This window comes from Streptomyces sp. NPDC039609 (assembly GCF_055596705.1).
On the sequence record NZ_JBVIUJ010000005.1, the window covers coordinates 72,970 to 97,248 of the forward strand.

Annotated in this window: 24 protein-coding genes; 16 read left to right on the forward strand and 8 right to left on the reverse strand. The window is 72.9% G+C overall.

Features of this window, described 5'->3' with window-relative positions; translation table 11 throughout:
• Nucleotides 1-80: 80 nt before the first annotated feature.
• The 4 genes from ACZ561_RS15525 (at nt 81) to ACZ561_RS15540 (ending at nt 6,006) form a co-directional block, all read left to right on the forward strand.
• Nucleotides 81-482 carry a DUF4307 domain-containing protein gene (locus tag ACZ561_RS15525; RefSeq protein ID WP_376432706.1) on the forward strand — a complete coding sequence of 134 codons (402 nt, stop codon included), beginning with the start codon at nt 81-83 and terminating at the stop codon, nt 480-482.
• A gap of 190 nt (nt 483-672) precedes the next feature.
• Nucleotides 673-1,170 (forward strand): transcription elongation factor GreA, encoded by a 498-nt coding sequence (gene greA / locus ACZ561_RS15530; protein ID WP_376432708.1) that lies wholly within the window; start codon nt 673-675, stop codon nt 1,168-1,170.
• A 100-nt stretch (nt 1,171-1,270) separates the two neighbouring features.
• Nucleotides 1,271-3,655 carry a protein kinase domain-containing protein gene (locus ACZ561_RS15535; RefSeq protein ID WP_470994649.1) on the forward strand — a complete coding sequence of 795 codons (2,385 nt, stop codon included), beginning with the start codon at nt 1,271-1,273 and terminating at the stop codon, nt 3,653-3,655.
• Between the two features lie 29 nt (nt 3,656-3,684).
• The gene (locus ACZ561_RS15540) at nt 3,685-6,006 is read left to right on the forward strand and encodes a protein kinase domain-containing protein (RefSeq protein ID WP_470994651.1); all 2,322 of its coding nucleotides are present in this window, start codon (nt 3,685-3,687) and stop codon (nt 6,004-6,006) included.
• A gap of 34 nt (nt 6,007-6,040) precedes the next feature.
• Here the strand turns inward: ACZ561_RS15540 and ACZ561_RS15545 are convergent, their stop codons facing one another.
• From ACZ561_RS15545 to ilvA, 3 genes are all read right to left on the reverse strand, one after another.
• Nucleotides 6,041-6,886, reverse strand: a complete 846-nt coding sequence (locus ACZ561_RS15545; RefSeq protein WP_470994653.1) for an ABC transporter permease — start codon at nt 6,884-6,886, stop codon at nt 6,041-6,043.
• Complete coding sequence (locus ACZ561_RS15550) at nt 6,883-7,911, reverse strand: ATP-binding cassette domain-containing protein (RefSeq protein ID WP_470994655.1); 1,029 nt, start codon at nt 7,909-7,911, stop codon at nt 6,883-6,885. Before ACZ561_RS15550 ends, ACZ561_RS15545 begins: the two co-directional genes overlap by 4 nt.
• Before the next feature lie 121 nt (nt 7,912-8,032).
• Nucleotides 8,033-9,262 carry a threonine ammonia-lyase gene (gene ilvA / locus ACZ561_RS15555; protein ID WP_470994658.1) on the reverse strand — a complete coding sequence of 410 codons (1,230 nt, stop codon included), beginning with the start codon at nt 9,260-9,262 and terminating at the stop codon, nt 8,033-8,035.
• Between the two features lie 147 nt (nt 9,263-9,409).
• On the opposite strand from ilvA, the gene ACZ561_RS15560 reads away from it, so the two are divergent.
• From ACZ561_RS15560 to ACZ561_RS15575, 4 genes are read left to right on the forward strand one after another with little or no spacing between them, the layout of a single operon-like run.
• On the forward strand, nt 9,410-9,925 hold the full coding sequence (locus tag ACZ561_RS15560) for a MarR family winged helix-turn-helix transcriptional regulator (protein ID WP_470994661.1): 516 nt from the start codon (nt 9,410-9,412) through the stop codon (nt 9,923-9,925).
• Nucleotides 9,926-9,956: 31 nt separating this feature from the next.
• A complete protein-coding gene (locus tag ACZ561_RS15565) occupies nt 9,957-10,466 on the forward strand; it encodes a sigma factor-like helix-turn-helix DNA-binding protein (RefSeq protein WP_470994664.1) in 510 nt (169 codons plus the stop codon).
• The gene (locus ACZ561_RS15570; RefSeq protein ID WP_470994667.1) at nt 10,463-10,714 is read left to right on the forward strand and encodes a hypothetical protein; all 252 of its coding nucleotides are present in this window, start codon (nt 10,463-10,465) and stop codon (nt 10,712-10,714) included. Before ACZ561_RS15565 ends, ACZ561_RS15570 begins: the two co-directional genes overlap by 4 nt.
• 41 nt (nt 10,715-10,755) lie before the next feature.
• Complete coding sequence (locus ACZ561_RS15575; RefSeq protein WP_470994670.1) at nt 10,756-10,947, forward strand: DUF1059 domain-containing protein; 192 nt, start codon at nt 10,756-10,758, stop codon at nt 10,945-10,947.
• A gap of 39 nt (nt 10,948-10,986) precedes the next feature.
• On the opposite strand, the gene ACZ561_RS15580 is transcribed toward ACZ561_RS15575, so the two are convergent.
• Entirely contained in the window at nt 10,987-12,141 is a 1,155-nt protein-coding gene (locus tag ACZ561_RS15580) for a cystathionine gamma-synthase (protein WP_376432723.1), read from the reverse strand.
• Between the two features lie 141 nt (nt 12,142-12,282).
• On the opposite strand from ACZ561_RS15580, the gene ACZ561_RS15585 reads away from it, so the two are divergent.
• The 5 genes from ACZ561_RS15585 to ACZ561_RS15605 all read left to right on the forward strand — a co-directional run bounded on the left by ACZ561_RS15585 (nt 12,283) and on the right by ACZ561_RS15605 (nt 17,927).
• The gene (locus tag ACZ561_RS15585; RefSeq protein WP_470994674.1) at nt 12,283-13,389 is read left to right on the forward strand and encodes a hypothetical protein; all 1,107 of its coding nucleotides are present in this window, start codon (nt 12,283-12,285) and stop codon (nt 13,387-13,389) included.
• Between the two features lie 269 nt (nt 13,390-13,658).
• Nucleotides 13,659-15,272 carry a M48 family metallopeptidase gene (locus ACZ561_RS15590; protein ID WP_470994677.1) on the forward strand — a complete coding sequence of 538 codons (1,614 nt, stop codon included), beginning with the start codon at nt 13,659-13,661 and terminating at the stop codon, nt 15,270-15,272.
• Nucleotides 15,273-15,308: 36 nt separating this feature from the next.
• Nucleotides 15,309-16,400 (forward strand): hypothetical protein, encoded by a 1,092-nt coding sequence (locus ACZ561_RS15595; protein ID WP_470994680.1) that lies wholly within the window; start codon nt 15,309-15,311, stop codon nt 16,398-16,400.
• A gap of 180 nt (nt 16,401-16,580) precedes the next feature.
• Nucleotides 16,581-17,243, forward strand: coding sequence for a peptide-methionine (S)-S-oxide reductase MsrA (gene msrA, locus ACZ561_RS15600; protein WP_470994683.1), 663 nt, complete (start codon nt 16,581-16,583; stop codon nt 17,241-17,243).
• A gap of 6 nt (nt 17,244-17,249) precedes the next feature.
• Nucleotides 17,250-17,927 (forward strand): hypothetical protein, encoded by a 678-nt coding sequence (locus tag ACZ561_RS15605; RefSeq protein WP_470994686.1) that lies wholly within the window; start codon nt 17,250-17,252, stop codon nt 17,925-17,927.
• Here ACZ561_RS15605 and ACZ561_RS15610 read toward each other — a convergent pair.
• On the reverse strand, nt 17,908-18,678 hold the full coding sequence (locus ACZ561_RS15610) for an MmyB family transcriptional regulator (protein WP_470994689.1): 771 nt from the start codon (nt 18,676-18,678) through the stop codon (nt 17,908-17,910). The two genes, ACZ561_RS15605 and ACZ561_RS15610, sit on opposite strands and share 20 nt — an antisense overlap.
• Nucleotides 18,679-18,729: 51 nt before the next feature.
• On the opposite strand from ACZ561_RS15610, the gene ACZ561_RS15615 reads away from it, so the two are divergent.
• Nucleotides 18,730-19,158 (forward strand): VOC family protein, encoded by a 429-nt coding sequence (locus tag ACZ561_RS15615; protein ID WP_470994692.1) that lies wholly within the window; start codon nt 18,730-18,732, stop codon nt 19,156-19,158.
• Between the two features lie 3 nt (nt 19,159-19,161).
• Here the strand turns inward: ACZ561_RS15615 and ACZ561_RS15620 are convergent, their stop codons facing one another.
• Together ACZ561_RS15620 and ACZ561_RS15625 are read right to left on the reverse strand one after the other, a co-directional pair.
• Nucleotides 19,162-19,800 (reverse strand): response regulator, encoded by a 639-nt coding sequence (locus ACZ561_RS15620; RefSeq protein ID WP_470994695.1) that lies wholly within the window; start codon nt 19,798-19,800, stop codon nt 19,162-19,164.
• Nucleotides 19,797-21,041: a sensor histidine kinase gene (locus tag ACZ561_RS15625; protein WP_470994698.1), complete on the reverse strand. Its 1,245-nt coding sequence runs from the start codon at nt 21,039-21,041 to the stop codon at nt 19,797-19,799. The genes ACZ561_RS15620 and ACZ561_RS15625 overlap by 4 nt, the downstream gene beginning before the upstream one ends.
• Before the next feature lie 189 nt (nt 21,042-21,230).
• On the opposite strand from ACZ561_RS15625, the gene ACZ561_RS15630 reads away from it, so the two are divergent.
• Nucleotides 21,231-21,824 carry a hypothetical protein gene (locus tag ACZ561_RS15630; RefSeq protein WP_470994701.1) on the forward strand — a complete coding sequence of 198 codons (594 nt, stop codon included), beginning with the start codon at nt 21,231-21,233 and terminating at the stop codon, nt 21,822-21,824.
• Nucleotides 21,825-21,908: 84 nt separating this feature from the next.
• Complete coding sequence (locus ACZ561_RS15635; protein ID WP_470994704.1) at nt 21,909-23,921, forward strand: ABC-F family ATP-binding cassette domain-containing protein; 2,013 nt, start codon at nt 21,909-21,911, stop codon at nt 23,919-23,921.
• Here the strand turns inward: ACZ561_RS15635 and ACZ561_RS15640 are convergent.
• On the reverse strand, nt 23,904-24,260 hold the full coding sequence (locus ACZ561_RS15640; protein ID WP_470994707.1) for a DUF1330 domain-containing protein: 357 nt from the start codon (nt 24,258-24,260) through the stop codon (nt 23,904-23,906). The two genes, ACZ561_RS15635 and ACZ561_RS15640, sit on opposite strands and share 18 nt — an antisense overlap.
• Nucleotides 24,261-24,279 lie beyond the last annotated feature (19 nt).

The window sequence follows — 24,279 nt, forward strand, 5'->3', positions numbered from 1 at the left end:
TTCGTCGCGGAGGCAGGTCTCTATAGTGACGGAACCGGGGGGTGGAAAATTCCGGGCCCCTGGCGGCGAGAGGAACGATCATGAGCGCGGTGCGAGAGCAGCTGCCCGAGGGGCGCTACGGCCGTTCCGCGGACGAGCGTGCCGACCGCAAACTCAAGGTCGCCGGCGCCGTGCTCGGCGTACTGTTCCTCGGCGTCCTGGGCTGGTTCGGCTGGCACTACGTCGGAGAGAGCCGGATCAGCGCCGAGATGATCAAGTTCGACGTGGTGAGCGACACCGAGGTGCAGGTGCACCTGGAGGTCCGCAAGGACGTCGATGTCACGGGCGTCTGCACGCTGCGCTCGCGCTCCGAGGACGGGGCCGAGGTGGGCCGCAAGGACGTGAAGGTCGACGAGGCCGCCGACCGGGTCGACCGGGTCTGGTCGATCCGGACCACCGCGCGGGCGACCAGCGCCGAGCTCGTGGGGTGTACCCCGCAGTAGCTGTGGGTAGGGAGCATGTGGTGTGTCGAGCTCCGTTTCCCGCGCTGACCAGGAGTGACGCCATCTTGATGGTTTATGTCCTCCCCCTTTTCGCCACTAATTGTTAGGCTCGTGGTTTCGCCCGCCCAGGAAGGACAATCCTTCTGGGTAGGGCGATGCTTTGTATTCCCAGTACCTACGAGGAGCACCTGTGACCCAGACCAGCGACAACGTCACCTGGCTCACCCAGGAGGCGTACAACCAGCTCAAGGCCGAGCTGGAGTACCTGTCTGGTCCCGCGCGAACCGAGATCGCCGCCAAGATCGCCGCGGCGCGCGAGGAGGGCGACCTGCGCGAGAACGGCGGGTACCACGCGGCCAAGGAGGAGCAGGGCAAGCAGGAGCTCCGGGTCCGCCAGCTGACCCAGCTGCTCGAGCACGCCAAGGTCGGCGAGGCCCCGGCGGACGACGGCATCGTCGAGCCCGGCATGGTCGTGACGATCGCCTTCGACGGCGACGAGGACGACACGATGACCTTCCTGCTCGCCTCCCGCGAGTACGCCAGCGGCACCATCGAGACCTACTCGCCGCAGTCCCCGCTCGGGGTCGGTGTGAACGGCAAGAAGGCCGGCGAGGACGCCGAGTACGAGCTGCCGAACGGCAAGAAGGCCACCGTGAAGATCCTCAGCGCCAAGCCGTACACCGGCTGAGCCCGATCCTTCCGTCGAAGGGCCGGACCCCCTCGGGGGTCCGGCCCTTCGCCTTTCATGGACATGCAATGATCGGGACCTGACGTCACGTCACAGGGGGATGACACGCGTGTGGGGACCGTTGCGCGAGGGCGCGCCGCGTCGGATCGGACCGTACGAGGTGCTGGCGCGGCTCGGCGCCGGCGGCATGGGCGAGGTGTTCCTGGGCCGGCTGCCCGGCGAGGGCACCTTCGTGGCCGTGAAGACCGTACGCCGCGACGTGGCGAACGATCCCGCCTTCCGTGACCGCTTCCGGCGCGAGATCAAGGTCGTGGGGCTCGTGCGGAGCGACTGGGCGGCCGCTCCGGAGGGCGGGGACGCGGACGCCGAGGTGCCGTGGCTGGCGACGGCGTACGTCCCCGGGCCGAGCCTGTCCCAGGCCGTGCGGCGCGGCGGCGCGCTGCCGGTGGCGACGGTGCGGGAGCTGGGCGCCGGGATCGCCCGCGCGCTGGCCGACCTGCACACGGCCGGGGTCCTGCACCGCGACCTCAAGCCCGGCAACGTCATGCTGTCCGTCGACGGGCCGCGCCTGATCGACTTCGGCATCGCCCGCAGCAACGGCGCCACGACCATGACCGCGACCGGCATGATGGTCGGCACCCCCTCCTTCATGTCGCCCGAGCACGTCGCGGGCGCGCGCCATGTCACGGGGGCCTCGGACGTCTTCTGCCTGGGCTCGCTGCTCTGCTACGCGGCGACCGGCGAGGACCCCTTCGGCGACGGGCCCATGGCGGCCGTCCTCTACCGCGTCTCCCAGGCCGAGGCGGACCTGAGCCGCGTGCCGGAGGAGCTGCGCGAGGTGATCGCCGCCTGTCTGCGCCGCACTCCGGCGGAGCGGCCGTCCCCGGCCGGGCTGGCGGAGCTCCTGGGTGGGGAACGGCGGCCCGCGTGGCCCGAGAGCGTCCGAGAGCACATCGGGGAGTACGGCAGGGCGCTCGCACAGCTGGTGGCGGCGGGCGGCCCGCTGCTGGAGGTGGCGGCCGCCGCTCCGGCCGCGGCGCCGGGCACGGACCAGCTGCCGACGATGCCGCCGGTGGCGCCGACGCGTCCGCCGGAGCCCGCGGCCCGGAAGCGGCGCCGGGCGCTGATCGCGGGAGCGGTGGCGCTCGCCGTGGTGGGCGGGGGCGTGGGTACCTATGTGCTCCGGCCCGAGGACGAGAAGAAGCTCCCGGTCACGGCCGCCCCGCCGTCGGCGGCGGCCGGGCCGAAGATCGCCGGGGTCGACTTCGAGGGCACCGCCGACTCCTCCGGGATCGTGCCGCAGAACCCCGCCCAGCGTCCCGCCGGCTGGCGGAGCTGGACGGCCAGGCTTCCCGCGCCCGCCTTCGGCTGTGCGGCGGGCACGACGGTGCTGGTCTGCCGGATGACGAACGGGCGGTACGAGGCGCTGGACCCGGCGAACGGGAAGCGGCTCTGGTCGGCGGACCTCGCCGAGTCGAAGACGGACGACAGCTGGACCGGTCCCACGGGCGGGGTGTTCGTCGCGGACGACGCGACCCGACCCACCGTCCACGACGACGCCGTCGTCGTCTCCGCCGACGGCAGGCTTCAGGTGCGCGAGGCCCGCACCGGGAAGGTCCGCTGGGAGAAGCGCGCCTGGGGTGCGCAGGACCCCGGCTCCCGTCCGATCGTCGGCGACGGCATCGTCTTCGCCGCCACCGAGACGACTCCGTCCGGAGGCATGAACCGCGTCGGCATGACCGCCTACTCCCTGGCCGACGGCGCCGAGATCTGGAAGAAGGAACTGTCCAACACCACGACTCCGAACGTCGACCCCCACGCCTACGAGCCGGTGGCCTTCGCCCGGGGCCAGGTGTACGCGCTGAGCGACGGCGGACTCGTCGCGTACGACGCGAAGACCGGGGAAGTACGCGGCCGGGCCGACAAGAACGCCGAGAACTGCCGGTCGGTGAAGATCGTCGGGGCGACCGCCTACTGCGTGGACACCCTCCCCGGCCAGGATGCGGAACAGCGGCTGCGGGTCCTGGACTCCGCCACCCTCGCCGTCACGGGAAGCCTGGCGGCACCGGTCGAGAAGCTCCGCCCGGACGTGATCGGCCCCACGGCCGTCGTGACGTTCGACGGCGGGCTCCAGGTCCACGATCCGCGCGACGGGAAGCGGCTGGGGGCGTACGCGGTCAAGGCCGCCCCCGAGGGTCTGCGACAGAACTGGTCCACGCCGCTGATCGCCGGTGACCAGGTCGTCTACGCCGACTACAGCGCGCTGTACAGCGTGCGCCTCGGCAAGGACGGCAGGCCGGCCGGCCTCACGACCACGGCGGTGCCGGGCGCACCCGGTCCGCGCGCCCCGGAGGAGGCGTACGACCCCGACTGGGGCTACAGCGTCGCGAGGACGACCCGGGAGCCCCAGGTCCTGCCGATCGGCGGGATCGCCCATGTCGTCTTCGACAAGGGTGTCGTCGCCTCCGTAGAGCTGCCGAAGTGACCGGCTGAGGACCGAGAGGAACCCCTTCCGTGCTGGAAGCACTGCCCGCCGGGCAGCCCCCGCGATTCGTCGGCCCCTACCGGCTGCTGGCCCGGCTCGGGGCGGGCGGCATGGGCGAGGTCCATCTGGCGTGCCGGGCCGATGCGCCGACGGCCGATCCGTACCGGATGGTCGCGGTGAAGACCGTGCGGGGGGACCTGGAGGTCGACGGGGACTTCCGGACCCGGTTCCGGCGCGAGATCACGGCGGCGCGGGCCGTGAACAGCCCGCACGCGGCGCAGCTCGTCGACGCCGACGCGGACGCCCCCTCGCCCTGGCTGGCGACCGAGTACGTCCCCGGGCCCTCGCTCGCCGAGGCCGTCACGCGAGCCGGGGCGCTGCCGGTGGCGGCGGTACGGGCCCTGGGCGCGGCGCTCGCCCGAGCGCTGGACTCGGTGCACGGGGCGAAGGTGCTGCACCGGGACCTGAAGCCCGCGAACGTACTGCTCGGGGCGTCCGGACCGAAGCTGATCGACTTCGGTATCGCGCATGCCTTCGAGGCGACGGCGCTGACCTCGACCGGTCTTGTCGTGGGCTCGCCGGGGTTCATGTCGCCGGAGCATCTGATCGGCAGCCGGGCCGTCGTGCCCGCGTCGGACGTGTTCTGCCTGGGCGCCGTGCTCGCGTTCGCGGCGAGTGGGCGCGGGCCGTTCCATGACGAGGAGATGGCGTCGGTCATCTTCCGGATCAGCCGGGCCGATGCCGAACTCGACGGTGTGCCGGAGGAGTTGCGGCCGGTCGCGGAGCGCTGTCTGCGGCTCGACCCGGCGGAGCGGCCGTCGGCGGCGGAGCTGGTGGGGCTGTTGGGGTCGGAGGTGCCTGCGGCCTTCCCGTGGCCGGGCGGGGTGCTCTCGCTGCTGGCCGAGTACGGGGACTCCGCGCGGGCGATCGGTGAGGCGGCGGCGTCCGGTGCGGGCGTGGCCGACCTGCCGACGGTCGCCCCGCGGGTTCCGTACTCCCCGACGGCGATGACGGCCCGGCCCGACCCGGCCCCCGCCCCGGCGGAGGCGAAGCGCCGCCGCCCCTGGGCGGCGATCACGGCGGGTGCGGTGGCGGTCGCGGTGCTGGCGGGCGTGGGCATGACCCTGCTCGACGAGCGGGAGCGACAGGGCGGTTCGGCCGACGGCGGCGCGGCCGGGGGCGGCTCCGGTGCGGGCGGGTCCACCCCCACGACGGGGAACACGCCGACGGCCCGGAACAAGCCCGCCACGCTCGACCATGTCGTCCAGCCCTACGGCGGTGAGGGGCACCTCAACGACTTCGGCAAGGACGGCGTGGACCGCGCCGCCCTCCCGGCCGGATGGTCGCCCTGGTCGGTGAAGGCGGACGAGGGAGTGGGTCCGTGCACCCTCTCCCCCGAGGTTCTGCTCTGCTCGGGCGACGGCGGCGCGGTCGTCGCGCTCAAGGCCGCCGACGGCACGAAGCTCTGGTCCCGGCCGGGGCGCGGCGACCTGCCCCGGCCGACGGCGCAGTATCCGGCCGTCGTCGGGGACCGCGCGTACGTCACGGGACCGGACGGCGTGACGGTGCACGGCCTGAAGGACGGGAAGGAGCGGGGCCGGATCCCCGTACCCGACGGTGACTGGGCGGTGAAGGGCACCGACCTGCTGGACGGGGTGCTCTACACGACGTATCTGAACGCGGCCGACGAACAGTCCGGCCTGGTCTCGGCGGTACAGCTGGGCGAGACGGCCAAGGAGCTGTGGCGCACCTCGCTGACCTCGATCCCGGAGGGCCCGGTGGCCGCGGGTGGGCGGGTGTACGTACCGGCGGGAGGGATGCCCGTCGCGCTGGACGCCCGTACCGGCGAGGAGACCGCGAGGAGCACGGGGGTGACGGGCTGTTTCGCGCTCGTCGTCCACAAGGGGTCCGTGCTCTGCCAGGCCGGGGACGGCGGCGGGATCGCCGTCTTCGACGGGAACACGCTGAAGCACGTGCGGACGTTCGCCCGGGGGATCCAGGGCTGGGGCGGCTTCGCGGTGAGCGCGCAGGGGCTCGTGGCGCTCAACGACCGGGAGACCTTCCGTCTCTACGACCTGGCGACCGGCAAGGAGCGCTGGAAGGACACCGACCACGCGACCGCGGAGCGGCTGTCCTTCGCCGGCGAACGGCTCCTGGTGGCCGAGGGGACGACGATCAGGTCGATGCCGCCGGCCGACCCCGAGGCGTCGAACGACCGAGGCAACGAGGTCAAGTTCGAGACGACGACGGGCAGTTACGCGGACCAGGGCGCGAGCAGCGTGCTGGCCGCCGGAGGGGCGCTCTTCGTCACCACCTTCGACGGCCAGATCGTGTCGGGCTACGCGCCCTGAGACCGGGGGCCCTGGAGCGCAGGGTCTTGAGCCGTCACGCCGTCGCCGAGCGGTACTTCCGTACCGACAGCGTCCGGAAGACCACGATGATCAGCACCGACCAGATGATCGAGGCCCACACCGGGTGAACCATCGGCCAGGCGTCGGACGTCGAGACGCCCGGGTTGCCGAACAGGACGCGGCACGCCTGGACGGTCGCGCTGAACGGGTTCCATTCGGCGATCGGCTGGAGCCAGGACGCCATTTGGGCGGAGTCCACGAACGCGATCGAGATGAACGTGACCGGGAAGAGCCAGATCAGGCCGCCCGAGGTCGCCGCCTCCGGCGTGCGGACCGAGAGGCCGATCAGGGCGCCGATCCAGGAGAAGGCGTAGCCGAGGAGGAGCAGCAGGGCGAAGGCCCCCAACGCCTTCGGCACACCCTCGTGGATGCGCCAGCCGACCAGGAGCGCGACGATCGCGAGGACGACGACGGTGAGGGCGGTCTGCACCAGATCGGCCAGGGTACGGCCGGTGAGGACCGCGCCCCGGGCCATCGGCAGGGCGCGGAAGCGGTCGATCAGACCCTTGTGCATGTCGTCGGCGATGCCTGCGCCCGCGCCGGCGGTGGCGAAGGTGACGGTCTGCGCGAAGATGCCCGCCATCAGGAACTCGCGGTAGACCACGGGGTCCGTCGTGCCGCCGATCGTCATGGAGCCGCCGAACACGAAGCTGAACAGCACCACGAACATGATCGGCTGGATGAGCCCGAAGATGACCATCTCGGGGATGCGGGACATCCTGATCAGGTTGCGCTTGGCGACGACGAGGGAGTCGCTGATGGACTGGGCGATCCCGCCGCGCGGCTTCGGGGCCGCGACGGCGTCGTTCACTGCGGTCACTTCGCCGCCTCCTTGTCGCGGTTGCGGCCCTTCGCGTCCTGCGCCGCTCCGCCGTTCTCCTCTTCGCCCCGTTCGGCCGTGTGGCCGGTCAGCGAGAGGAAGACGTCGTCGAGGGTGGGCCAGCGCAGACCGATGTCGTCGATCTCGACACCGACGGTGTCCAGGTCGCGGATGACCTCGGCGAGCAGCTTGGCGCCGCCGGTGACCGGCACGGTCAGCTTGCGGGTGTGGTTCTCGACGGAGACCTCGCCGTGGCCGATGCCCGCCAGGCCGTAGCGTCCGAGGACGTCACGGGCCGGGGCGATCATCTCCGGCTCGTGGACGACGACCTCGACGCGCTCGCCGCCCGTCTGGGCCTTGAGTTCGTCCGACGTACCGCGGGCGATGACCTTGCCGTGGTCGATGACGCAGATGTCGTCGGCCAGGTGGTCGGCCTCTTCCAGGTACTGGGTCGTCAGGAGCAGGGTCGTACCCCCCGCGACGAGTTCCTGGATGACCTCCCAGAGCGCCTGCCTGTTGCGCGGGTCCAGGCCGGTCGTCGGCTCGTCCATGAACATCACGGGCGGCGAGACGACCAGGGCGGCGGCGAGGTCGAGCCTGCGGCGCATACCGCCGGAGTACGTCTTGGCGGTGCGGTCGGCCGCGTCCGCGAGGTTGAAACGGTCGAGCAGCTCGCCCGCCCGGACCTTCGCCCGCTTGGCGTTCATCTGGTAGAGCTGACCGACCATCTGGAGGTTCTCGCGGCCCGTCAGATACTCGTCGACGGCCGCGAACTGGCCGGAGAGGCCGATCGAGCGCCGGACCTCGTTCGGATGCCTGAGAACGTCGATGCCTGCGACGACCGCCCTTCCGCTGTCCGGCTGCAGCAGCGTCGTCAGGACGCGCACGGCCGTGGTCTTCCCCGCTCCGTTCGGGCCGAGCAGGCCCAGGACCGTGCCCTCGGGTACGTCGAGATCGACGCCGTCCAGAGCTCGTACGTCGCCGAAGGTCTTCACCAGACCCTCGGCGTAGATCGCGCCTGGCATGTGGGTTCTCCCAGGGATTTGGGCGTTTTCCACCCAAGTTTAGGTTTGAACGGCTGACGACGCCCACCGAATGTGTGACCCGGACCACACGCTAACGCGATACATCGCGAACGGACAAGACCTAGGTCATCACCACGTACCCCGCGTCCCGCAGCGCCGCCGCGACCTCCTCGCAGTGCTCCGGCCCCTTGGTCTCCAGGTGCAGCTCCACCTCGGCCTCCGTCAGCCCGAGGCGCGGATCGGTCCGCACATGGCTCACGTCGAGCACGTTCGCGTCCACCACCGTCAGCACCGCGAGCAGCGTCGCCAGCGCGCCCGGCCGGTCCGTCACCCGCAGCCGCAGGCTCAGATAGCGGCCCCCGGCCGCCATGCCGTGGCGCAGGATCCGCTGCATCAGCAGCGGGTCCACGTTCCCCCCGGACAGGACCGCGACCACCGGGCCCGCGAACGCCTTCGGATCGCTCAGCAGCGCCGCCACCGGGCTCGCGCCCGCCGGCTCGACCACCAGCTTCGCCCGCTCCAGGCAGAGCAGGAGGGCCGAGGAGAGCGCGTCCTCGGAGACCGTACGGATCTCGTCGACGTACTCCTGGACGATCGCGAAGGGGACATCGCCCGGGCGTCCCACCTTGATCCCGTCCGCCATCGTCACCGGCGACTCGATGGCCACCGGATGCCCGGCGGTCAGCGACGGCGGATACGCGGCCGCTCCCTCCGCCTGCACCCCGATCACCTTCACGTCGGGGCGTACGGACTTCACCGCGAGTCCGATGCCCGCCACCAGCCCACCGCCGCCGACCCCGACCAGGATCGTGCGGACCTCCGGGCACTGCTCCAGGATCTCCAGACCGACCGTGCCCTGTCCGGCGATGATGTCCGGGTGGTCGAAGGGATGGATGAAGACCGCGCCGGTCTCCGCCGCGTACTCCTCCGCCGCCGCCAGCGTCTCGTCCACGACATGGCCGTGCAGCCGCACATCGGCGCCGTACTCCCGGGTCGCCGCGACCTTCGGCAGCGGGGCTCCGACCGGCATGAAGACCGTGGAGTGCACCCCGAGGAGCGCGGAGGCCAGCGCGACGCCCTGCGCATGGTTCCCCGCGGAGGCGGCGACCACTCCGGCCGCCCGCTGCTCGGGCCGCAGCCCGGCGATCCGTACGTACGCGCCACGCAGCTTGAACGAACCGGTTCGTTGAAGGTTCTCGCACTTGAGGTGGACAGGCGCCCCCACCAGCGAGGACAGGTACCGGCTCCCCTCCATCGCCGTCACTCTGGCCACCCCCGAGAGCATCTTCTGCGCCCCGCGCACATCGTCGAGGATCAGGTGGTGCAAGGGGTCTGGCCTACGGAAGCTCATGACAGCAAGTCTCGCAGCTCACGGGCCCCGTGGCCGCCCGAGCAGCCCGTACCCCGGCGGGTTTGCGCAGCGCAGGTACGGACCCTCGAAGGTCCGCGTACTCTGTCCCCCACCAACCGACCACCGCACGAGAGAGCCCCCACAGCCATGCCCACATCTCAGGACATGACGACTGAGCTTGACCCCGGTCTCCTCGATGCCCTCCAGCACCAGGTGGCCGTCTTCGCTCGGCGGGCCGAACAGACCCGCCTCGGCGGCACCGGGCAGCTCCGCAACTCGATGGACCGGGCCGCCTATCTGCTCCTCAACAGGCTCGACCAGGAAGGCCCGATGGGCGTCAAGGCGCTCGCGGCGGGCATGGGCATCGACTCGTCCACCGTCACCCGCCAGGTCGCCCCGCTCGTCGACACCGGCCTGGTCAAGCGCACCTCGCACCCCGAGGACGGACGCGCGGTCGTGCTCCAGCTCTCGCCGCGCGGACTGGCCCGCCTGGAGGAGGTCCGCGCCTCCCGCCGCGAACTGATGGCGCAGGTGACGGACGGCTGGACCGCGGACGAGCGCGAGTCGTTCTGCACGCTGCTCACCCGATTCAACTCGGCGCTGTCCGCTCGCCAGTCGGGCCTGCCGCCCGCCGCCGAAACGGAGTCCTCCGCGACCTCTTGACCCGGGCAGCTCCCTGTCCTCATATGAGGACGTGCGCGATCGACACGACGGCCCAGGGAGCGGCCAGGGAGGCGAACAGCGCCACCGCACCCGGCAGTTCGAGGCGTTCGTGGCGGGAGCGGCGGGGCGGCTGCTGCACGCCGCGACGCTGCTCACCGCCGAGACCCGCGCCCGCAACCCGCGCGCCCAGGCGTTGCTGACCGCCTCCCTCGCGCACACCTACGCCCACTGGGACCGGCTGCGCGGCGAGGATCCGTACGACCGCACCCGCGCCGACCTCGCCGCCCGCTTCTCCCGCACCGCCTGGCGGCACCACCGCGGCCGGGGCGGTGTCCTCTCCGCGCTCACCCCGCAGGAACGGCTCGTCCTGGTGCTCCGGCTGTACGAGGGGGTGGCAGAGGAGCAGACCGCGGCGCTGCTCGGGCTGCCCGAGGAACGGGTCCGGGCGGTCTGCGCCCGCGCCGTCTCCGCCCTGCGGGACCGGCGGGACGGGCCTCATCGCCCCGATCGGCGGGATCGGCCGGGGGAGGTGGCCTCGTGACCCGGCACGAACGCAAGGAGGACGCGGTCCGGCGGATGCTCGAGAGCACGCATCCCCAGGTCCCCGGCGACCTGGCCGCACGGGCCGTCGAGCGCGGGACCCGGCTGCTGCACCGCGACCGGGTGGTCCGCCGGGCGCTGTGGGTACTGCTGGCCGCGGCGGTGCTGGCCTTCGCGGTGTGGGCCTCGGTGGCCGAACCCTGGCAGGTACCGCCGTCGGAGACCACGCCACCGCTCGAAGGCTGGTGACAACGGCCCTAGCCTGGAGGGAAGAGACCCAGGAGGCCGCCATGACCAGGAAAGTCGCCGACTGCCGCAAGACGCCGAGCATCATGAACTGCACGCTCACCATCACCGGTGAGGAAGAGGAAGTCGTACGGGCCGCGGCCGAGCACGCGGTCTCGGTGCACGGTCACACCGACAGCATCGACCTGCGCACGATGATCCGCGAATCGCTCGAGGACGAGAAGGTCTCGGCCTGACCGGGCGGCCCCTCGGAGGGGCGCCCGGTCAGAGAGCTCCTAGCCCAGCGCCTGGCGCAGGTCCGCCAGCAGATCGTCCACGTTCTCGATGCCCACCGAGAGCCGGACCAGGTCCGCCGGGACCTCCAGGGCCGAGCCCGCCACGCTCGCGTGCGTCATCCGGCCAGGGTGCTCGATCAGCGACTCCACGCCGCCCAGGGACTCACCCAGCGTGAACAGCTTGGCGCGGTTGCAGACCTCGACGGCCGCCTCCTCGCCGCCCGCGACGCGGAAGGAGATCATCCCGCCGAACGCCTTCATCTGCTTGGCCGCGATCTCGTGGCCCGGGTGCTCCGGCAGTCCCGGGTACAGGACCTGGGTGACCTTCGGGTGCTGGGTCAGCATCTCGGCGACCTTGCCCGCGTTCTCGCTGTGCCGGTCCATGCGGACGGCGAGCGTCTTGATGCCGCGCAGCACGATCCACGAGTCGAACGGACCGGCCACCGCGCCCATCGCGTTCTGGTGGTACGCCAGTTCCTCGCCGAGCGCCTCGTCGGCGGTCACCAGCGCGCCGCCGACGACGTCCGAGTGGCCGCCCATGTACTTCGTCAGCGAGTGCACCACGATGTCCGCGCCGAGCGAGAGCGGCTGCTGGAGGTAGGGCGAGGCGAAGGTGTTGTCGACGACCAGCTTCGCCCCGGCCGTACGGGCCACGTCCGCGACCGCCGCGATGTCGGTGATGCCGAGCAGCGGGTTCGACGGGGTCTCGACCCAGATCACCTTCGTACGGTCGTTGACCGCGGCACGCACGGACTCGACGTCGGACGTGTCCGCGACGGAGAAGTCCACGCCCCAGCGCTGGACCACCTTGGCGAAGAGCCGGAAGGTGCCGCCGTAGGCGTCGTTGGGGATGACCACGTGGTCGCCGGGGGCCAGCAGCGTCCGCAGCAGGCAGTCCTCGGCCGCGAGCCCCGAGGCGAAGGCGAGACCGCGCCGGCCGCCCTCCAGAGCCGCGAGGTTCTCCTCGAGGGCGGTACGCGTCGGGTTGGCGCTGCGGCTGTACTCGTAACCGCCGCGCAGCCCACCGACGCCGTCCTGCTTGTAGGTGGACACCTGGTAGATGGGCGGGACGACCGCGCCGGTCAGCGGGTCGGCCGTGTTGCCCGCGTGGATGGCGCGGGTCTCGAAGCTCTGGTGAGTGTGCTCGTCGCTCATGAGGCAGGAGCGTAGTCCTGAGCACGGCCCACCGCCGCCGACGTCTCACCGGGTGTCTCACAGCGTGGCCCGCCCCGGGGCTGCTGCCGCGGGTCGTCCCGCGGCTCACGGGTCGCGCGGGCCTTCCTGGACAATGGACCCATGGAGATTCTCTGGTTCCTGCTCGCGATGGGGCTGCTGTTCGCGGTCCTCGCTCCGTTCCTGAGGCGCCGCCGCGCCGTCGGAATCCATCAGGTCGCACCCGGCGCGCCGGACGCCGCGGACCCCGAGGCGTACGGCTTCGCGCGCCAGGAGCAGCAGGACGTACGGATGCCTGGCCCCGACGCCGACCTGCTCGACGTCCTCGACGTGGTCCAGGCGACCCAGGACTGGCGGGCGGCCTCACAGCTTCTCGCCGGCACGGAGAAGGAGGGCGAGGTCCGCTGGCAGCGCGTCCAGGCGTTCGCGGGCGCGGCCTCCCTGGAGCTCCAGCAGAAGCCCGGCGTCGGAGGCGCGTGGCTGCGCGCCTGGCGCGCCGACTCGCCCAAGGACCCCGGCGGGGCCGCCGTACACGCCGAGTTCCTGGTCCAGCAGGCCTGGCGCTCCTCGGCGGCCGGCACCGACGACTTCCGGATCATCCTCGAAGAGGCGAAGAAGGTGAGCGAGGAGGCGGCGCTGCTCGCCCCCGGCGACCCCGTCCCGTACATCGTGCAGCTCGCCGTCGCCCGCGGACTCGGCTACAGCCACGAGGAGTTCGACCAGGTCTGGGCGAAGATCATCGACCGCGCCCCGCAGCACATGGGCGCGCATCTGGCCGCCCTGCACTTCTGGTGCGAGAAGTGGCACGGCTCGCGCGCGGACGCCGACCGCTTCGCGACGGCGGCCGCGGCCCGCGCCCCGCAGGGCTCGCTGCTCGCCGCGCTGCCGCTGTTCGCGGTGTACGAGCACCTGCCCGAGATCGTCATCGTCCAGGACTTCTACCGGACCGAGGTGGTCAGGAAGGCGATGGAGGGCGCGCTGTACGCCGTCCACTCCGCCCGCCCCGACGACCCGATGCTCGCGCACGTCCGTCATCTGCTGGTGCTCTTCCTGGTCCGCGGCGAGCGCTGGTCCGAGGCGATGCACCAGCTCGTGCACGTGGACGGCCACGTCGGCGCGCTGCCGTGGACGCTGAGCGAGGACCCGGCCGCGGAGTACACCGTGTACCGGAACCTGGCGGTGGCCGGGTACGAGGCGAACGGCGGAAGCCCGGCGACGCTGCCGCGCTAGCGGCCCCCGTCGGCACGGGACGGGCGCGTCGGCACGGGACGGGCGTCGGTAACGGGGTGTCCCTACAGGGGCGCCGGTAACGCGGTGTCCGTACGGGAAGGGCGTCGGTGGCGGCGGCCGTACGGGAAGGGCCGAATGCGGCGCTTCCCGTACGTACGCCCAGGTCGGGCGCCCTTTCCCGGTGGACGGCAGCCGCGTCGATGGGTGATACTCCGCTTCCCCCCACAGCACGACCCGATCGCCTTTTCTCCGTGGGGGAACTCTGCCCGATGGGCGCTTCTCTGCGCGCGCTGCGCGCCCTCGTCCTGCTTGCCGGTTTCCACGTTCTCGGCCTCGCCCTGCTGGCCGTGCTCGGTCTGATCGACTGGGCGGCGACCCTCTGGGCCCCCGGTCCCTGGGCGCTCAAGTTCTACGTCGTCACCGCCGTCCTCGCAGTCCCGATCGTCCGCGGAATGCTCATGCTGCGGACCCCGCAGGACGAGATCACCACGGGTGTCCTCGTCACCGAGGCCGACGAGCCGGGGCTCTGGCGGACCGTGCGCGAGCTGGCCGGGCAGGTCGGCACCCGTGCGCCGGACGAGATCCGGCTGACCGGCGAGGTCAACGCCGCCGTCAGCGAGGACTCCCGGCTCCTCGGCCTGCTGGGCGGCCAACGCCGCCTCTACCTGGGCCTCCCGCTCATGGCCGGGCTGTCCGAGGCGCAGCTGCGGGCCGTCCTCGCCCATGAGTTCGGGCACTTCACCCACGCGGACACGCGCCTCTCCGGCATCACCGCCCGCGGCCGCGTCCAGGTCGAACGGACCGTCGCGCACTTCGAGGCGAAGGCCGGCGGCAAGGTCGCCAAGGAGACCGCGCGCCAGGAGAAGAAGGCCGCCAAGCGGATCTCCAAGGGCAAGAAGGCGCGCGAGATCGACACGACCGGCGTGGGCTTCACCTTCCGCACGATGGCCCGGATCTACACCGCGTACGGACATCTCTCCCTGCGGGCCACGCAGGCCGATTCGCGCCGCCAGGAGCTCGCTGCCGACCTCGCGGCCGCCCGGATCGCCGGCCGCGACGCGACCGCCTCCGCGCTGCGCGAGATCGTCGTCGTGGAGGCGGCCAACGGCTTCTTCCTCGACTCGTACGCCACGCTGGGCGCCGAGTTCGGACTGCTGCCCCCGCGCGGCGAGGTGATCGGCGGCGTACGGCATCTGCTCGCCGCGCGCGCGGCGGAGCTGGACGACCTGCGGTACGACCTGCCGACGCACCCCGCCTCCCCCTACGACTCCCACCCGCCCGTGGCCGAACGGGTCGCCCTCCTCGAAGCCCTGCCCGACGACGACCGCGGCGCCGCGCCCTCGCGGCCCTCTCTCTCACTGCTCGCCTCGCCCGAGCGCTCACTGGCCGCGGTGGAGGACGTAGCGCTGACCGCGGAGGCGTTGCGGATGCGCCGGGTGGAGTGGCCGGACCTGGTGCACGAGGCGATGACCGCGCATTCGGTGCACGAGGCGGAGCCGGTGCGGCGCGCGACGGCGGACGTCACCGGGTCCCAGGACACCGCGCTCGGCGCGCTCCTCGACGTGCTTCTCGACGCGATCGACGCGGGGAAGGCCTGGAAGATCACCGACCGGCTTCCCAAGTCCGAACAGGCCGCAGCCGCGACCGGCCGCACCGCCCGCGAGTTCGCCCGCCCGATGCTGCGACGCGGCCTGTCCAGGCTGGTGACGGGCGCACTCACCGAGGACGGCCGGGCGCGCTGGGAGCTCTCCTGGTCGTCCCCGGCGATCCTGCGCCTGCCGCCCGGCTACGCGGACGAACTCCCGGCAGCCCTGGACGCGGCGGTCGCGGACCGTGCGGACACGGAGCCGCTGCGAAATCTGCTCACGCGCCGAACCCCCTGACCGCTCCAACCCCTGTCTCGTGAGGACCATCCACACATGCCCCGTCTCATACCGATGATCGTGATCGCGGTGGCGATCTACTTCTGGCTCAAGGCACGCAAGGAGAGAAAGGCGGCCGGCACCCTCCCCGAGGAGGGCGCGTCGACCGCGCCCGCACTGTCCGCGCGCTCGGCGGCGCTCGGCTTCCTACCGGCCGAACAGCTCGACACCGAGCGGTCCCGTCCCGAGGATCCGGAGCTGACGGCGGCGCTCGACGCCGCACGCGACGGTGACTGGAAGCCGGCGGCGCAGCTGCTCGCGGCCACCACGGCAGGGCCCGACTGGGAGACCCGTTCCTCCCAGACCGCCCGGCTCGGCGGGCTGGCCGCCGAGGACGACGCCTGGCTGACCGCGTGGGAGACCGCACAGCCCGACAGCCCGGACGCGGCCGTCGTACGCGCCGACAGCACGGTGACGGTCGCGGGGAACCTGCGCGGCAGCGCGACGGCCAAGAACACGACGCAGGAGCAGTTCGACGGCTTCCACCGCATGATGCGCCAGGCCCGCGGCGAGATCGCCCGTGCCGCCGAACTGAACCCCGCCGACCCGACCCCGCTCATCTGTGAGATCTGGGTCGCCCTCGCGCTGGGCTACCCCCACGACGACATGCGCGCCCTGTGGGAGGGGATCACGGAGCGCGCGCCGCACCACTACTCGGCGCACTACTCGGCGCTCCAGTACTGGTGCCAGAAGTGGCGCGGATCGGTGGAGCTGGCGCAGGAGTTCACCGACCACGCCGTCGCCACCGCCCCGCCCGGCAGCCTGCTCACCGCCCTGCCGCTGATCAGCTGGTACGAGCACGAGTCCTTCGGGCACACCGACCGGGGCTACGCCACACCGGAGCTGTCGGCCCTGGTCGACGCCCTGGCGGCCGACGTGGCGGCGGCCCCCGCCGACCATCTGCGGCTGAACGAGGTCCGGCTGCTCCTGGCCTGGTACCTGGTGAAGCTGGACCGTCATGCGGCGGCGCTGGAGCAGTTCCGGCTGGTGGACGGCTACATCGGCGCCTTCCCGTGGAACTACTACGGCGACCCGACGAAGGCGTACGTGAGGGCGCGCGAGCGGGCGGTCCGCAAGGCGGGGCGCTGACGCACGGCGTCCGGGCGCGCCCGGGGGCCGGAGGCCGGGGGCCGGAGGCCGGAGGCCGGAGGCCGGGACCCGGGGGCCGGGACCCGGGGGCCGGGACCCGGAGGCCGTGCCCCGGGCCGGGGGGAATCCCTCCCGGCCTCCGGGCGTTGTGGGTAACGCCGACCGTCGAGGAGAAGCCGCATGTTCCTGTCACGCACCCCCGTCCTCCCCACGCCCGAGCAGGCGCTGAAAGGCCGCCCGGAGCCCGAGTTCACGGTGCCCGAGCGCCACACCGTCCTCGGCAACCCGCTGCTCGGCCCGTACCCCGAAGGCCTTGAGGTCGCCGACTTCGCCCTCGGCTGCTTCTGGGGCGCCGAGCGCAAGTTCTGGCAGACCGAGGGCGTCTGGACGACGCTCGTCGGCTACCAGGGCGGCATCACCCCGAACCCGGCCTACGAGGAGGTCTGCTCGGGCCTGACCGGCCACACCGAGGCCGTCCGGGTCGTCTTCGACCCGTCGAAGGTCTCGTACGAGCAGCTGCTCAAGCTCTTCTGGGAGTCCCACGACCCGACGCAGGGCTTCCGCCAGGGCAACGACGTCGGCACCCAGTACCGCTCGGCGATCTACACCCACTCCCCCGCCCAGGCCACGGCGGTGGAAGCCTCCCGCGCCGCGTACCAGCAGGTCCTGACGGGCTCCGGCTACGGCACGATCACGACGGAGATCCTCCCGGCGGAGGGCCGCACGTTCTTCCCCGCCGAGGGATATCACCAGCAGTACCTGGACAAGAACCCGGCGGGCTACTGCGGCATCGGCGGTACGGGCGTGTCCTGCCCGATCGGAGTGGCGAAGGCCGACGGCTGACGTCGCGTGGGCTTCGGAACCCATGCGCGCAGGGTGCGCGACGACCGGTTGCCGCCCTCCCGACGGCACGCGGCACTGAGGTGTGCCGTCGGGCACTACAGCCCGCTCGGCTTCCACGCGACCTGGGCCTACCTCGCCGCGACGGCGGTCCCTTCGCCGGATCTGCGGAGGGACACGGCGGCCTTGCTGCGCGCGCTCGACACATTGGAGGCGAGCCGCGCGGCCGGCCTCAGGGAGGCGGCTGCCTTCGCTGCTCGACGCCGCGCGGAGAAGGCGGCCGGTCGCCGAACTCCCCGGGCCGTCGACACCCTCCATCTGCGGGGACCCCGCTGGCCCGGTGAAACGGCGCCCTCGCGCCTGGGGCTCATCGCCGCCGTGGCCAACCGCCACGGCGCGTTCCAGCGGTTCCCGTACCCCGACCGCACGCTGCTCGCCGAGAGCCGGGCGCAGCATCTGGCCGACCTGCACCACCGTCTCGACGCCTGCGCGACGGCCTATCTCACCGGCCTCGGACAGCCGAACAGCCCGGCGCGGGAGGACCTGGCCGACACCGTCACCGAACTCCGTCGCCATGTCCGGCCGGGCTACGCACCGCTGAACACCTACCTCCTCGCCTGGCTGCGCTTCGCGGACCTTCTCGCCTACGCGACGGGCGTTCCCCCCGTCATCCGCCCCGTCGGCTGAACAGCAGGATCGCCGAGCCCGGGGCGTCGGGGGTGTGGAGCATCGACACCGTATGGGGGCCGGCGGGGATGAAGTGGGCCGTGCGGGAGGTGAAGGTGGCCACCGAGCGGCAGGTCCACCAGTGGGCGAGGTCGGGGCGTTCGGTGGTGAGGAGGGTGGCCAGGGTGCGGAGGGCCGGGTCCTGGGGGCGGGTGTCCGCGCGGGTGCGGGCGTGGCGGTAGAGGTCCATGGCCAGCGGCTCCCAGTCCGGCAGCAGCCGCTGGTGGTCCGGGTCGGTGGCGAGGAGCAGCAGCAGGTTGCGGCGGTCCGGCGGGATCGCCGCCGGGTCCGGCCACAGTCCGGTGTACGCGGTGTTCCAGGCGGTCATGGACAGGGCGCCGTCCAGGAGGACGGCCGGGCGGTCCGGCCAGCTGTCCAGCAACGGGCGCGCCGCCGTGGGGTCTTCCGCGGGCTCCGGCGGGGCGAAGCCCGCGAGCCGCAGGACGTGGTGGTGGGCGTCCGGGTCGAGGCGCAGGGTGCGGCTGACGGCGTCCAGGACCTCGCGGGAGGTGTCGACCCGCCCCTGTTCCAGCCACGTGTACCAGGCGAGGCCGACCCCCGACAGCGCGGCCACCTCCTCGCGGCGCAGGCCCGGAGTGCGGCGGCGGGATGTGGTCGGCAGGCCGACGTCCGCGGGTGCGACGCGCTCGCGGTGGGCGCGCAGGAAGGTGCCCAGTTCGCGGCGGAGCGCGAGCCTGTGAGTGTCGGTCACAGCATGAACGCCCTTCTGGTTGGGTCTTCCCGGCCCGGCGAGGGTGGTGCCATGAACGCAGACACCACCGTCCTGTGGCGGGTCAACAACGACTCCTCCCGCCTGACTTCCCCGCGCGCCCTGATCCGGGTCTTCACCGGCCCGGGCACCCTCGAGGACCTCGCCGCCCGCTACGAACGCGTGCAGGGCGTCGAGCGCGACATGTGGTTCACGTATCCGGCGAAGCGGCTCGCACTCGCCGTCGTCGGCGGCTTCCTGCTCATCGAGGGCGAGCCGGCCGCCCTGGAGCCGTTCCGCGAGGTGGACGGCACGCTCCTGGTGAACGACGCGGGCGCGCACCTGGAGCGGCTCACGGCCGAGGGCGGTGAGGTCCTCGACCCGCTGCACGCCGTGCCGACCGGTGCGGGGTTCACCGCCCGCCACCCCGATGGTTCGGTCGTCGAGTACGTCGAGCACCGGCCGGATGCGCAGGGGCGGTGATCCCTAGGGAGTCGGTGTCGCGAGGCCCGTCCGCCAGGCCCAGGCGGCGATCCCCACCCGGTTCCGTACGCCCAACTTCGCCTGGATGTTGGCCAGATGGGTCTTGGCCGTGCCGGGGGTGACCACGAGTTCGGAGGCGATCTCGGCGTTCGTCAGGCCCTGGGCGACCAGGCGGACGATCTCCCGTTCGCGCGGGGTCAGCGGATCCTGGGGCGGGGTGTGGCCGGCTTCGGGGGCGAGGTGACGCAGCAGGCGGACGGTGATCTGCGGACTGATCAGCGTGTCGCCCGCCATCGCCGCCCGTACCGCCTCGATCAGCAGCGTCGGCCCCGAGCGCTTGAGCAGGAAGCCGCAGGCGCCGTGGCGCAGGGCGGTGTGGACGTAGTCGTCGAGGTCGAAGGTGGTCACCACGATCACCTTCGTCCCGGCGGACAGCTGCCGGGTGACCTCCAGACCGTCCAGCTTCGGCATCCGGATGTCGGCGAGGACGACGTCCGGGCGCAGGGTGCGCGCGAGGTCGACAGCCGTGGAGCCGTCGGCCGCCTCGGCGACGACTGTCATGTCCGGTTGCGAGTCGAGGATGAGCCGGAAGCCGCTGCGGACGTCTTCCTGGTCGTCGGCGATCAGGATGCGGGTGGTCATGTGCGGTCTCCGGTCCGGTCCAGGGTGGCGGTGAGGCGCCAGATGCCGTCGTGGGCGGTGGTGGTGTGCAGCGTTCCGCCGCTCGCGCGTACGCGCTCGGCGAGGGCGAGCAGCCCGCTGCCGCCGCGTTCGCGGGTACGCGGGTGCCGGCCGGGGAGGGCGCCGTCGTTGGTGACGGTCATCGTCACCTCCCCGTCGACGAGGGCCAGTTCGACCTCCACCCAGGTCGCTTCGGGGGCGTGCCGACGTACGTTGGTCAGCGCTTCGGTCGCCACCCGGTGGAGGGTGGCGGCATCCTCCCGGGAGAGCGCACGTTCCACGCCTTCACCGATGCCGAGACGGCTCGCGGTCCGGCCCTCCTCGCCGAACCTGCGGACCAGATCGGCGAGTTCACCGAGGCCCGGGAGGGGTGTGCGGTCGGCATCCGCCGATGCCCGCAGCAGCGAGACCGTACGGTCGATGGAGGCGAGCGCGGCGAGTCCGGCCCGTTCGATGCGCTCCAGGGCGGGCAGGGCGGCGGCCGGATCCTGGCCGGCGACGAACCTCGCGGCCTGCGCCTGGGCGACGATGCCGCTGATGTCGTGGGCGACGAAGTCATGGAGGTCGTGGGCGAGTTGAAGCTGCTGTGCGTGGCGCGCCTCGTGCACGGCGCGGGCCCGCCGACGGTCGGTGGAACGCGGGTAGCCGCCGACGACGGCCGCGCCCAGCGAGGGCACACACCAGAACGCGATCATGCCGACGTACTCGAAGAAGGAGGCGCTCGGCAGGAGCGGCACGGTCCACAGGGCCGTCGCCGCGGCGGCGAGTCCCCCACCGGCGAGCGCCTCTCGGCGCGGGGCCCAGCGGTAGGCCGCCCCCTGGAGCACGACGAGGAGGCAGGCCGCGCCGAGGAGCCACCGGGATTCCTCGGGGGTGCCGTCGACGAGCGGCAGTACGGCGAGCAGAGCCGCACCGGCGAGACCGGACGCCCGCCCGGCGTACGCCCGTCGGCCGGACAGCGGGTCGAGGCGACGTGCGGGGGCTCCGTCGTCGGCCGACAGGGGAGCCCGCGTCGACGAGGGCGGTGCGGTGGGGGTGCCGGACCGGGACTCGGACGCACGCGCGGCCGATGAGCCGCCGCCCGCCCCCCGCTCCTCCGACGCCCCCGCGAAGCGCGCGCCCCACCGCACCGGAACCGCCCCCGCCAGGAGCGCGCCCGCCGCGATCACGGCCGGCGCGGCAGTCACCCACGTCCCCGTCATGTCCCCACCCCCCGCAACCACCTTACGGATCACCTCCCGCCCCCGCCCTCTGCCGATCGGCAGAGGGCCGGCTCCGCACGGCGCGAGGATCTGCCGGTCGGCGGATGGGCCCCGGTCCCGCCCCCGGACGAAGCTGGTCACGTCAACGGGACGCGGCCCCAACAGGCCGCAGGAGAAGGGTTGCTGAGCATGAAGACCATCGTCGACACCCCGCCGCGCTGGGTCGTCCGAACCGCCCACCTCGCCGCGCTCGCTCCCCTGCCCAGCGGGCTGTGGCGGCTGGCCGCGGCCTGCGGCATCCCGGTGGGCTTCACCGGGACGAACGCCATGGCCGATGTCGAGCCCGGCGGCTTCTTCTCGCTCTACATGGTCGGACTGTCGCTGTTCGCCGAGGCCCTCGGGCTCCTGGCGCTCGGGCTCGTCCAGGCCTGGGGGCAGGTGTTCCCCCGCTGGATCCCGCTGATCGGCGGTCGGCGCGTGCCGACCTCGTTCACGGTGACCCTGGCGGGGGCCGGGGCGCTCGCCCTGATCGCGCTCACCACGCTCGGCGCCTTCGGCTGGAACGGCCCGGAGACCATGGGCCACCCCGAGTCCCCGAAGGGGATCGCGTACGTGGTCATGACCGCCTGCTACGTACCCCTGCTCGCCTGGGGCCCCCTGCTCGCCGTGGCGACCGCGCATTATTGGTTGCGCCGCCGGCGGGCCGCGCGTCTAGACTCGATCGCATGGGTTCGTACTACTACTTTCGCTGATTCCGGCCGCGGACACGGTCTGACCCGCTGATCCGGCGCCCTCGGGGCGCGGCAGTGGTGGTCCCGGTGTCCCTTCCTCCGGCCCGAACGAACCCCACCTTCAGGGAGAGATCCCATGCGCGAACGCGCCCAAATGACCATGCACGACGTCTCCAAGGCGTACGGGGACCGCTCCGTCCTCGAACAGATCTCGTTCACCGTCCGTCCCGGCGAGAAGACCGCCGTCATCGGTGAGAACGGCTCCGGGAAGTCCACGCTGCTGCGGCTCCTCGCCGGGGCGGAGGCCCCGGACACCGGGGAGGTCACCGTCCGCTTCCCCGGCGGCACCGCCCACCTCGCGCAGACGCTCGCCGGGACCTTCGGCATCGGCCCCGAGCACACCGTGCGGGACACCGTCGACGCGGCGCTCGCCGAACTCCGTTCGATGGAGCGGGAGATGCGGGCGGCCGAGGAGTCGCTCGGCTCCGCGACGGCCGAGGAGCTGGCCGCGTACGGGGAGCTGGCGGCCCGGTACGAGGAGCGCGGCGGGTACGAGGCCGACGCCCGGGTCGACGCCGCGCTGCACGGGCTCGGCCTCGGGCACATCGCGTACGAGCGCCGCGTCGGCACCCTGTCGGGCGGCGAACAGTCCCGGCTCGCCCTCGCCTGCGTCCTGGCCTCCGGCGCCGAGCTGCTGCTGCTCGACGAGCCGACGAACCACCTCGACCGGGCGGCCGCCGGCTGGCTGGAGGAGCGGCTGCGGACGCACCGCGGCACGGTGGTGGCCGTCACCCACGACCGGGCGTTCCTGGAGGGGATGGCGACGGCGATCCTGGAGGTCGACCGCGACACACGCGCGGTGACCCGGTACGGCGACGGCTGGTCCGGCTACCGCGCGGCGAAGGCCGCCGAACGCCGCCGCCGCGTGCGGGAGCACGAGGAGTGGCGGGAGGAGGTGGCCCGCACGGAGGAGCTGGTGGCCGCGGCCGGTCAGCGCCTGGCGGTGTCCGGCAAGGACCCGCGCCAGGGCTTCGGCAAGCACCGCCGCTCCCACGAGAACAAGCTGTCCGGGCAGGTCAGGTCGGCCCGGGTACGGCTCGAACAGCTGCGGAGAACGCCGGTACCGGCCCCACCGGAGCCGCTGCGGTTCACGGCCCGGCTGACGACGACGGTTCCCGGCGCCCCGGCACCGGCGCACCGCGACCCGCTCAGGCCCGGATCCGGCACCGGGTCCGGCACCGGGTCCGGCACCGGGTCCTGGCCGGACGGCGGCCAGAAGCCGGACGGCGGCCGGGGGACGGGTTCCGGTCCCGGCCCAGGTGACGGCCCGAGACCAGGCGGCGGCCAGAAGCCGGGTGACAGCCCAGGGACGGGTGCCGGCCCAGGGACGGGTGACGGTCCCGGCCCAGGTGGCGACCCAGGCGCGGGCCGCGGTCCGAAGCCGGGCGACGGCCCACGGGCAGGTGGCGGCCCGAAGCCGGACGTCGGTCCGAGCCCGGGCGACGGCCCACCGGCCGGCGGGAGCCCGAAGCAGGGCTACGACCCAGGCGCGGTGGACGGGCCGAGCGTGGCCGACGGGGTGCTCGCCGAGCTCGCCGACATCGTCGTCGGCGAGCGGCTGCGGATCGACAAGCTGCGGATCTCGGCCGGCGACCGGCTGCTCGTCTCAGGGCCCAACGGCGCGGGCAAGACGACCCTGTTGCGAGTCATCGCCGGGGATCTGCGACCCGACAGCGGCACGGTCGTCCGGCCGGGCCGGGTCGCGTACCTGGCCCAGGAGTTGCCCGCCGTGCCGTCCCAGGAACCGCTGCTCACGGCGTACGCGGCCGGCCGCCCCGGGCTGCCCGAGGAGCACGCGGACGAGCTGCTCGCCCTCGGGCTCTTCCGGGAGGAGGACCTGACCGTGCCGGTGGCCGCGCTGTCGGTGGGCCAGCAGCGGCGGCTGGAGCTGGCCCGGCTGGTGAGCCGGCCGGCCGATCTGCTCGTCCTGGACGAGCCGACCAACCATGTCGCGCTCTCACTGGTCGAGGACCTGGAGGCGGCCCTGGCCGCTTTCGAAGGGGCCGTGGTCGCGGTCTCCCACGACCACCGCTTCCGCTCCGGCTTCGGCGGCACCCGGCTCGAACTGTGCTCAGGCCGTGCCACCTGACGCGGCGCGCAGCATCGCGGCGGTCGCCGCCGGGTCGTAGCCAGGGGCGACGCCGTCGATCAGGAGCACAGCGCCCGGGATGTGGCGGGTGCGCAGCGGAATCAGCTCCTGGTAGGCGGCGGAGTCGTACCAGCCGCGCGCCTGGTCCATCGAGGGGAAGCCGATCATGACGAGTGCTCCGGGCCACTCGCCCTCCCGGACCTCCCGCTCGGGGGCTCCGTGCACGAGGAAGCGGCCGCCGAAGGGGTCCAGCGTCGCCTGGATGCGCTCCATGTAGGTGAAGACCTCCTCGTCGAGGACGGTCGGGGGAGTCAGGTTCGCGAGGGCGTATGCGGTCATGACGCAAGCCTGCCGGGGC

Coding starts and splice junctions, on each gene's coding strand:
- ACZ561_RS15525 (WP_376432706.1), top strand. CDS start 81: ATGAGCGCGGTGCGAGAGCAGCTGCCCGAGGGGCGCTACGGCCGTTCC.
- ACZ561_RS15535 (WP_470994649.1), top strand. CDS start 1,271: ATGACACGCGTGTGGGGACCGTTGCGCGAGGGCGCGCCGCGTCGGATC.
- ACZ561_RS15550 (WP_470994655.1), bottom strand. CDS start 7,911: ATGCCAGGCGCGATCTACGCCGAGGGTCTGGTGAAGACCTTCGGCGAC.
- ilvA (WP_470994658.1), bottom strand. CDS start 9,262: ATGAGCTTCCGTAGGCCAGACCCCTTGCACCACCTGATCCTCGACGAT.
- ACZ561_RS15560 (WP_470994661.1), top strand. CDS start 9,410: ATGCCCACATCTCAGGACATGACGACTGAGCTTGACCCCGGTCTCCTC.
- ACZ561_RS15575 (WP_470994670.1), top strand. CDS start 10,756: ATGACCAGGAAAGTCGCCGACTGCCGCAAGACGCCGAGCATCATGAAC.
- ACZ561_RS15580 (WP_376432723.1), bottom strand. CDS start 12,141: ATGAGCGACGAGCACACTCACCAGAGCTTCGAGACCCGCGCCATCCAC.
- ACZ561_RS15585 (WP_470994674.1), top strand. CDS start 12,283: ATGGAGATTCTCTGGTTCCTGCTCGCGATGGGGCTGCTGTTCGCGGTC.
- ACZ561_RS15590 (WP_470994677.1), top strand. CDS start 13,659: ATGGGCGCTTCTCTGCGCGCGCTGCGCGCCCTCGTCCTGCTTGCCGGT.
- ACZ561_RS15595 (WP_470994680.1), top strand. CDS start 15,309: ATGCCCCGTCTCATACCGATGATCGTGATCGCGGTGGCGATCTACTTC.
- msrA (WP_470994683.1), top strand. CDS start 16,581: ATGTTCCTGTCACGCACCCCCGTCCTCCCCACGCCCGAGCAGGCGCTG.
- ACZ561_RS15615 (WP_470994692.1), top strand. CDS start 18,730: ATGAACGCAGACACCACCGTCCTGTGGCGGGTCAACAACGACTCCTCC.
- ACZ561_RS15620 (WP_470994695.1), bottom strand. CDS start 19,800: ATGACCACCCGCATCCTGATCGCCGACGACCAGGAAGACGTCCGCAGC.
- ACZ561_RS15625 (WP_470994698.1), bottom strand. CDS start 21,041: ATGACGGGGACGTGGGTGACTGCCGCGCCGGCCGTGATCGCGGCGGGC.
- ACZ561_RS15630 (WP_470994701.1), top strand. CDS start 21,231: ATGAAGACCATCGTCGACACCCCGCCGCGCTGGGTCGTCCGAACCGCC.
- ACZ561_RS15635 (WP_470994704.1), top strand. CDS start 21,909: ATGCGCGAACGCGCCCAAATGACCATGCACGACGTCTCCAAGGCGTAC.
- ACZ561_RS15640 (WP_470994707.1), bottom strand. CDS start 24,260: ATGACCGCATACGCCCTCGCGAACCTGACTCCCCCGACCGTCCTCGAC.